This window comes from Vaccinium witches'-broom phytoplasma str. VAC (genome assembly GCF_000309405.1).
In the GTDB taxonomy this organism is placed as follows: domain Bacteria; phylum Bacillota_I; class Bacilli_A; order Acholeplasmatales; family Acholeplasmataceae; genus Phytoplasma.
Genome location: NZ_AKIN01000008.1, coordinates 1 through 7,138 on the forward strand (window position 1 = coordinate 1; position 7,138 = coordinate 7,138).

General features: G+C 27.6%; 7 protein-coding genes. 6 read left to right on the forward strand and 1 reads right to left on the reverse strand.

Going from position 1 to position 7,138, the window contains the following annotated elements:
- Positions 1 to 463 precede the first annotated feature (463 nt).
- The 6 genes from dnaX (at position 464) to RI68_RS00480 (ending at position 6,460) form a co-directional block, all read left to right on the forward strand.
- Complete coding sequence (gene dnaX / locus RI68_RS00455; protein ID WP_017193309.1) at positions 464 to 2,203, forward strand: DNA polymerase III subunit gamma/tau; 1,740 nt, start codon at positions 464 to 466, stop codon at positions 2,201 to 2,203.
- A 12-nt stretch (positions 2,204 to 2,215) separates the two neighbouring features.
- Complete coding sequence (locus RI68_RS00460) at positions 2,216 to 2,512, forward strand: YbaB/EbfC family nucleoid-associated protein (RefSeq protein WP_017193310.1); 297 nt, start codon at positions 2,216 to 2,218, stop codon at positions 2,510 to 2,512.
- A 51-nt stretch (positions 2,513 to 2,563) separates the two neighbouring features.
- Entirely contained in the window at positions 2,564 to 3,103 is a 540-nt protein-coding gene (rpoE, locus tag RI68_RS00465) for a DNA-directed RNA polymerase subunit delta (RefSeq protein ID WP_017192204.1), read from the forward strand.
- 82 nt (positions 3,104 to 3,185) lie between these two features.
- Entirely contained in the window at positions 3,186 to 3,890 is a 705-nt protein-coding gene (locus tag RI68_RS00470; protein WP_017193311.1) for a CDP-alcohol phosphatidyltransferase family protein, read from the forward strand.
- A 15-nt stretch (positions 3,891 to 3,905) separates the two neighbouring features.
- Positions 3,906 to 4,775 carry a phosphatidylserine decarboxylase gene (locus tag RI68_RS00475; RefSeq protein WP_017193312.1) on the forward strand — a complete coding sequence of 290 codons (870 nt, stop codon included), beginning with the start codon at positions 3,906 to 3,908 and terminating at the stop codon, positions 4,773 to 4,775.
- Between the two features lie 53 nt (positions 4,776 to 4,828).
- Positions 4,829 to 6,460, forward strand: a complete 1,632-nt coding sequence (locus RI68_RS00480; RefSeq protein ID WP_017193313.1) for a CTP synthase — start codon at positions 4,829 to 4,831, stop codon at positions 6,458 to 6,460.
- Between the two features lie 66 nt (positions 6,461 to 6,526).
- On the opposite strand, the gene RI68_RS00485 is transcribed toward RI68_RS00480, so the two are convergent.
- Positions 6,527 to 7,054 (reverse strand): hypothetical protein, encoded by a 528-nt coding sequence (locus tag RI68_RS00485; RefSeq protein WP_017193314.1) that lies wholly within the window; start codon positions 7,052 to 7,054, stop codon positions 6,527 to 6,529.
- Positions 7,055 to 7,138 lie beyond the last annotated feature (84 nt).

The window sequence follows — 7,138 nt, forward strand, 5'->3', positions numbered from 1 at the left end:
AAATATTTATTCATTACATAAGTAATTTTATCATATTTAAATTAGGAAAAGTTAAATATTTGTGTGATATTTAGCGTTTGTTTGTTTCATTAAATCAACCTAATTTCGGTAAAATTTAAACTTTTTATTCTTTTTTGCACTGAAAAAAGCCGCTTTTTAAAAAGGTAAAAAAACCATATTTTAGACTTTCTAAAAAACCTTAAAAGAAATTTTTTCTTTTTTCAAATTGCTCTTTTGCTCGGTAAAAAAAATTGAGAAACAGAAAAATGAAGCAAAAGACGCGCCACATTAGAAAAAAAGGCTTTTCATATGGTAAAATATTAAGACGTGATTTTATTTGTAGTCAAATAAAAATTTTTTTATTCTTTATTTAGTTAAAGTTTTAGGTGTCTCCCTTCCATAAAACCTCTTGGCAGAATATAATATAAAAGAATGAATTTAGAAGAAAAAGGATTTATTTTGTATGTCTTATTTAGCTTTATATCGTAAACATAGGCCTAAAAATTTTAATGGGATGGTAGGTCAAGAAGTTGTTATTAAAACTTTAAAAAACGCTATCAAATTGCAAAAAATTCATCATTGTTATTTGTTAAGTGGCAATAAGGGCGTAGGTAAAACCACTTTGGCTAAAATTTTAGCTAAAGCCGTTAACTGTCAAAATCCTCAAGGACAAGATTGTTGTAATGAATGTGAATCTTGTTTAGTGGTCCACCAAAAAGCAAATTTAGATGTGATTGAAATTGATGGCGCTTCTTATAATGGTGTAGATGAAATTAGAGAATTAAAAGACATAGTTCAATATAAACCTCATTTATTAAAATATAAAGTTTATATTATTGATGAAGTTCATGTCTTATCTAGCAATGCTTTTAATGCTTTATTGAAGTTATTGGAAGAACCCCCATTGAACGTTGTTTTAGTTTTAATAACTAGTGAATTAGCTAAAATTCCTAAAACCATTCTTTCCCGAACTCAACATTTTCATTTACCGAATTTGACCGATGAAGAAATTAAAACTAAATTAAACCCTATTGTTGAGGAAGAACAAATTTTAATTACTGATGAAGCTTTAACCACTATAGCAGCCTATTCAGACGGAAGCGTGCGAGATGCTTTAAATTTATTAGATAAAATCAGTTCTTATAAAACTAACTTGATTGAAAAAAAAGATGTTGAAAAAATGTTAGGAGTTATTTCAGAAAGTAAAATCAACCAATTAGCCGAATCTTTGGTTCAACCAGACATCAACCAAATGATCGCTTTTTTAGAATTAATTTTGAAACCTAATGTGCAAATTTTACCGTTTTTAGATGATTTAATTGATTTTTTTCAAAAATTATTATTAGAACATGCGACTAATCCTCAAGAAAATACAAATTTATTCCGTTTGTTAACCAATTCTAAAAGGAATGAATTTTTTGAAATTTTGTTCACTTTAAAACAAAATATTATCCATTCCCCTACTAAAAAAAATTCTTTAATTTTAAACTTCATTAAAATACATAATCTGTTTTTTGACAAAAATATAATTATTAAAAAGACTTCTATCGCTGCCAAAAACACTAATACAGTGGTGAACAATCATAATCGGAACAATAATACTTCATATTCTAATAACAGCCTTCCTTACGCTAAAAAAGAACCTAAAAAATCTTATCTGGCTAACAAAAAGGCAATTGTTTCAGAAGAAACGATAGAATCAGAAAATAATTTAATAAAACATATTAAAAAAATTCTGCTTAATCCAGATGATAAAATAACCACTCTTTTAAACAAAAGATGGCCTAATTTAAAAACTTATTCTGACAATTTAGAGTTAGAAGTTTCTGCCAAAGTTTTATCAGAAGCTAAATTGTTGATGATTGGACGTAACAAAGAAATGCTGCTAGCTTGTTCGGATATGAATAATTATAAGAATTTATTAAATGTTAATGTGAAAAAAAACATTAAGAAACTTTTTAACTCTAAAAAAACTATTATTAATGATTATTTTGTTATTTTGCCAAAACATTGGGATGAAGTGATCAAAGTCGCTTATGATAAATATCAAACAACTAATAATCTGATGGATTTTGATTTATCTCATTTAGACAATAGTTTTTATGAACAAAACTCCTTTGTCAAAATAGAACAAAATGAACTAGAACTAATTAAACTAGCCAGAGAATATTTTGGTTTTGATAAAGTAAAAATTAAGATATAATAAGGAGTGAAAATGAATATTAATACTAATATGTTTGATAAATTAAGAAAAATGCAAGAAATTATTCAAAAAGAGCAAAAAACATTAGAATCCAAAGAATTTATTGCTACAATAGGAGATGTTATAATAGTGATGCAAGGAACTAAACAAGTTGTTGATGTTCGTATTAAAAACACCCAAGCTCTTGAAAATTTAGATATTCTGCAAGAAAGCATTTTATTATCTTTTAACGAAGTTTTAAAACAAGTAGAAGATGCTTCAAGAGAAGTCATTAATAAAGCTTCTGAAAATTTAGAATTCACTTTTTGATAATTTTATTATCTTTTAATCATTTTCTTAGAAAGAGGACAACAATTTATAATGAAGGACGAAAAGAACCTAATCGACCCTAATAATTCAATGGTTGATATTTCTTATCAAATTTTACAACAAAATAAAACATCTATACCTATTTATCAATTAATGGAACAAGTTTTCCAAATTAAGCAATTAGATTTCACTGATGTGGAGAAAGTTTCTCAACTATATTTAGATATTGTTTTAAGCGGTCTTTTTGTTTTTAATGGTCAAGATCTTTGGTGCGTTAAAACGGACAATCTACATTTATGGGATAAAGAGTATTATGCTGAAAAAGACGATAAAGATGATGAAGAACAAACAGATATCGATCATAAAATTTTAGATTTTGAAGATTTTACTTTAAAACCTAAAAATAATGATATTCATGATGAAGATAGCGATGAGCACGAAGAAGAAGTAGAAGAAGCGTTAGATATTGATTCAGAAGAACATTTAGATAATGATATCAAAAAACCTCAAGTGGATTTAAATTCTGTGAGCGATGATGATGACAAAGAAGACGATATCAATGATGAATATGATTATTTATACGATAAATAAAATATTTCCCCATATGATAATTTAAAAAAATATTAATACAAAAAACAACAAGTTGTATTATCAAGTAAGCGGAGTTAAAAAAATGTTCTTAGGTATATACGATTATACTGTATATTTAACTTATTTAAATTTACTAAGCGGCTTTATTGGCGTCAGTTTAGTTGTTTTTATAGAAAAAAAAATCGGCTTAGCTTCTGTTTTTTTGTTAATATCAGGAATTTGCGATATTTTTGATGGCATAGTTAGTCGTAGTAAAAAAAACCGTTCTCTTTTGGAAAAAAGATATGGTGTACAAATTGATTCTTTGGCTGATTTAGTTAGTTTCGGCGTTTTGCCAGTAGCGATAGGTTATTCTTTATTGAAACAAGCGGTTCCTTCGGAATCTACTTTTTATAAACCTTTAACATTCGCTTTTATCTTTTTTGGTAGTTTATACGTTTTAGCAGCTTTAATTAGATTAGCTTATTTTAACGTTTTAACGGAGGAAAATAAAGAATTAAATTCTAAAGTTTTTATCGGCGTTCCGGTTACTTTTTCCTCAGTTCTGTTCCCTTTTTTAATTTTAATTTACTTACAATTAGGTAAATTGTGGAAAGATTTTAAGGATATTCAGTGGTGTTTATCGCCTTTAATATATCTCTTTTTCCTCATGTTATTTTCTTTTTTATTTGTTTATGATAAAATTAAATTTAAAAAACAAAAAAATATTTTATATTTCTTTTTAAGTGCGTTATTTTTAACGTTGATTTTGATTTTGTTATACTTAGAAATGTGTCTCAAAAAATGATTAAAGGTCGTTTATATGAAAAAAATAGTTGATAAAAAAGGGAATGTTTTAGAGGACAAGATTACTAGCAAACAACAAACATTTTTGTATTCTAATATTGAAAAGAACTTTTGGAAAAGACTGTTTTTAAAAATTCTTGTTTCCAAATTTGTGAATTATTTAGCTAGTTTATATTTTAAAACCTTTTTGTCTAAAATTCACATCTCTAAAACAATCAAAGAATATAATATAGATTTGGATTTATTCGAAAAGAAAAAATTTCGTTCTTATAATGATTTTTTTACGCGAAAATATAAACATCTGTCTTTTGATAGAAAGGAAACAACTTTCATTAGCCCTTGTGAAGGGCTAGTTAGTATTTTCCCTATTTATCATAATAGCGTATACACTATTAAAAATGTTAATTATCATTTAAGTGATTTATTAAAAGATGATAAATTGGCTTCAGAATATTTAGATGGTCAATTAGTGATTTTTAGGTTAAAAGCTAACGATTATCATCGTTATATTTTTATAGATGATGGTTTATTAGGTCTAAAAACGGTTAAAATCAAGGGTAAATTTCATACAGTGAACCCTATAGCTTTTAAACAATTTAACGTTCTACAAGAAAATACTAGAGAATATAATATTTTACATACTCATAATTTTGGTCAAGTAGTGCAAATAGAAGTCGGCGCCATGATGGTTGGTAAAATAAACAATCATGAAATCAGTAAGTTTGTTAAAGGCCAAGAAAAAGGTTTTTTTTCTTTTGGCGGTTCTACCGTAGTTTTATTGATTAAACCGAATAAAGTTGCTTTTGATCAAGATATTTTAAACAATACGAGAAATAACGCTGAAACCCAAATTAATATCGGTGAAACAATTGGACATAAAATATAGAAAATGTTGGATATGATCTAATTGTTTTTCTCCCATAGGAAAAAGGAAAAAAGATGAATAAAAATAAAAAACAACCTAAATTTATTTTCGTGACGGGCGGAGTAGTTTCTGGTTTAGGCAAGGGCATTATCGCTTCGTCTATTGGTCAAATTTTAAAACAACGCGGTTTAAAAGTGTTTGTGAAAAAATTTGATCCTTACATTAACGTTGATTCAGGCACTATGAGCCCTAATCAACATGGGGAAGTTTTTGTTACTAATGATGGAGCTGAAACAGATTTAGATTTAGGTCATTATGAAAGGTTTTTAGATGAAAACTTATCAAGAGAATCTAACGTCACTACAGGACAAATATACCAATCTGTAATTAATAAAGAAAGAAAAGGGCAATATTTAGGTAAAACTATTCAAGTCATTCCTCACATTACTAACGAAATTAAGCATAGAGTTTTAACTATCGCTCCAAACACTGATTATGATATTATTATCATTGAAATAGGTGGAACTGTTGGCGATATTGAGTCTTTACCTTTTTTAGAATCTATTAGACAAATGCGTTATGATTTAGGCTTCCATAATGTCCTTTATTTACACAATACTTTAATCCCTTATTTAAAATCTTCCAATGAAACGAAAACTAAACCTACTCAACACAGCGTGAAAGAATTAAGATCTTTAGGGATACAACCACAAATTTTAATTTTAAGAAGTGAAAAAATAATAACTCCAGAAATGAAGCAAAAAATATCTATTTTATGCGATGTTCAAGAAAACGCTATTTTTGATAACACAGATGTTGATATTTTATATAAAATTATTCTTAATTTACACGAACAAAAAATAGATGATTTTATTTTAGATCATTTCCAAATTAAAAATGTTCCTGCTTCTGATTTATCTCGGTGGAAACAATTAATCCATAAAATAGAACATTTAAAACGCACAATCACTATTGGTTTAGTAGGAAAATACATTGATTCGCATGATGCTTATTTATCTATCGAAGAGTCTTTGAAACATGCCTCATACGCTCATGATGTGAAAGTTGAAATTAAACGGATTGATGCTGAATATTTAACTAATGATAATATTCAAAAACAGTTAAATACTTGTGATGGTATTTTAGTGCCTGGTGGTTTTGGTTTTAGAGCGGTTGAAGGGAAAATTAAAGCCGTTAAATACGCTCGTGAAAACGATATCCCTTTTTTCGGCATTTGTTTTGGCATGCAAATAGCGGTGATAGAATATGCTCGTAATGTTTTAAAATTAGAACAAGCCAATTCCTCAGAAGTAGATTCTAAAACGCCTTATCCCGTTATTACTCAAAAAATATATAATACACAATTAGGTGGTTCTTTAAGGTTAGGTCTTTATCCTTCGGAATTAAAAAAAGATAGTAGAAGTTATGCCATTTATCAACAAGAAGTGATTAACGAAAGGCATCGTCATCGCTACGAAATGAATTTAGAATATCTTCCTCTTTTTGATAAAGATCCTTATTTCAATGTTTCTGGTTTTAATCAAGAAGAAAAAGTCCCTGAAATAGTGGAATTAAAAAATCACTTTTGGTTTGTAGGGGTTCAATTTCATCCAGAATTTTTATCTCGTCCTCTGAAGCCACATCCTTTATTTAAAGATTTTATTAATTTTGCTATTAAATACAATACAAATAAAAATACACAATAAAAAAAGTTCCAATAAAGGAACTTTTTTTATTGTGTATTTAAAAAATATTATTTTTTTTAAAAATTATTACAATCCGTAAGCTGTTTTAGATTGAGTAACTACTGTTTGACAGATGTCTTTTGTAACTTGTGCTAAAGCGTCGCTAAGAGCTTTTGCTGCCGCATCGTCTTTACTAGTAACATTATCAGCTGCATCTAATGCATCTTTAACTTTTTTAGCTGCTGTTTGAGCTGCCTCGTAAGCTGCTTTTTTAGCTGTATCTTCAGGTTTTTTGTTTTTTTCTTCGTTAGTCAAATATTCCATATCTTTGTAATATGTTCTTAACGTTTTAACAACTTTTTTCAATGCTGCTACTTTTTTATCAGCGCTATTTTCTTGGTTCGCTTTGCTTATTGCATCTGTGTAAACAGTGTCCCATTTAGATACTAAATTGCTGTCTAAGTTTTTAACTGCTTTAGAAGGTGAATTTTTCATTAAGAACCAAACACCAACCGCTGTTAAAAGCACTACAACTGCACTAACAACACCAAGAACTATTTTACCGTTTTTAGTTTTTAAATAACTTTGTTTATTTTGCTTATCCATTGCTGCCATAATATTTTATTATCTCCTTTTTTTTCATTATTAAATCTTCAATAAAGATCCAATACCGATTTTAATTATAACATATTTTTTTAT